The organism is Kitasatospora sp. NPDC057512 (assembly GCF_042802135.1).
GTDB lineage: Bacteria > Actinomycetota > Actinomycetes > Streptomycetales > Streptomycetaceae > Kitasatospora.
In genome coordinates this window covers 1-1558 of the sequence record NZ_JBHVET010001172.1, presented here as the reverse complement: position 1 = coordinate 1558, position 1558 = coordinate 1, and the positions used below count along the sequence as shown (strand labels likewise).

The window sequence follows — 1558 nt, the reverse complement described above, 5'->3', positions numbered from 1 at the left end:
CGTCGAGGGTGACCAGGCCGTGCTGCTGGCCGCCGATCGAGACGGCGGCCGCGCGGTCCGCCCAGCCCGTCGCCACCGCGGCCTCGCCGAGTGCCCGCCACCACTGCTCGGGGTCGCTCTCGCGGCCGGCGCCCGTGCTGACGGTGTGCGGGGCACGGCCCTCGCCCAGGACCGTGCCCGTGTCGGTGTCGACGGCAAGGGCCTTGGTGGACTGCGTCGAGCTGTCGAAGCCGATCACGACGCGCTGCTCAGCCATGCGTTCCTCCGGAGGGGTTCCTTCTCATGCGTCGGCATATTAGTTTGTTGAGAGTCATTACAAACACCCCCCGGCGCGCTGATCGGAGCCGCTCCATGTCCAGTGACCCTCTCGCCCCCACGCCCGCGCACAGGTTCACCTTCGGTCTGTGGACCGTCGGTTGGCAGGGTCGCGACCCCTTCGGCGACGCGACCCGCCCCGCCCTCGACCCGGTCGAGACCGTCCAGCGGCTGGCCGAACTCGGCGCCTACGGCGTCACCTTCCACGACGACGACCTGATCCCCTTCGGCGCGGGCGACGCCACGCGCGAGCAGACCGTCAAGCGCTTCCGCGCCGCGCTGGACGCCGCCGGGCTGAAGGTCCCGATGGCGACCACCAACCTGTTCACCCACCCGGTGTTCAAGGACGGCGCCTTCACCGCCAACGACCGCGACGTACGGCGCTACGCGCTGCGCAAGACGCTGCGCACCATCGACCTGGCCGCGGAGCTCGGCGCCTCGGTCTACGTCGCCTGGGGCGGTCGCGAGGGCGCGGAGTCCGGTGCCGCCAAGGACGTGCGCACCGCGCTGGACCGGCTGAAGGAGGCCTTCGACCTGCTGGGCGAGTACGTCGAGCAGCAGGGCTACGACCTGCGGTTCGCGATCGAGCCCAAGCCCAACGAGCCGCGCGGCGACATCCTGCGGCCCACGGTGGGCCACGCCCTGGCGTTCATCAACGAGTTGGAGCGCCCCGAGCGGGTCGGCGTCAACCCGGAGGTGGGCCACGAGCAGATGGCCGGGCTCAACTTCCCGCACGGCATCGCCCAGGCCCTGTGGCACGGCAAGCTGTTCCACATCGACCTCAACGGCCAGTCCGGCATCAAGTACGACCAGGACCTGCGCTTCGGCGCGGGAGACCTCCGGCAGGCCTTCTGGCTGGTCGACCTGCTGGAGTCGGCCGGCTACGACGGCCCGCGGCACTTCGACTTCAAGCCGCCGCGCACCGAGGACTTCGACGGCGTCTGGGCCTCGGCGGCCGGCTGCATGCGCAACTACCTGCTGCTGGCCGAGCGTTCCCGCGCCTTCCGGGCCGACCCGGAGGTCGAGGCCGCGCTCGCCGCCTCCCGGTTGCCCGAACTGGCCCTGCCCACGGCCGGGGACGGCCTGGCCGGGCTGCTGGCGGACCGCTCCGCCTTCGAGGAGTTCGACGTCGACGCCGCCGCCGCGCGCGGCATGGCCTTCGAGCAGCTGGACCAGCTCGCCCTCGAACACCTCCTCGGCGCCCGCTGAACGGAGTTCCCACCCGGGCCGGGTCGTGCGGACG

2 protein-coding genes are annotated in these 1558 nt (G+C 72.2%); one reads left to right on the top strand and one right to left on the bottom strand.

The annotated features are described in order from the left end of the window. Positions 1–256, bottom strand: a 256-nt coding sequence (locus tag ACFU6K_RS38640) for an FGGY family carbohydrate kinase (protein ID WP_380671292.1), incomplete at its 3' end; no start/stop codon positions are given. Positions 257–351: 95 nt separating this feature from the next. Between ACFU6K_RS38640 and xylA the strand changes: the two genes are divergently transcribed. Next, positions 352–1524, top strand: coding sequence for a xylose isomerase (xylA, locus tag ACFU6K_RS38635; protein ID WP_380671290.1), 1173 nt, complete (start codon positions 352–354; stop codon positions 1522–1524). Positions 1525–1558: the final 34 nt, after the last annotated feature.

What these genes read in the sequence shown, in the direction of transcription:
- xylA (WP_380671290.1), top strand. Translation starts at nt 352, where the DNA reads ATGTCCAGTGACCCTCTCGCCCCCACGCCCGCGCACAGGTTCACCTTC.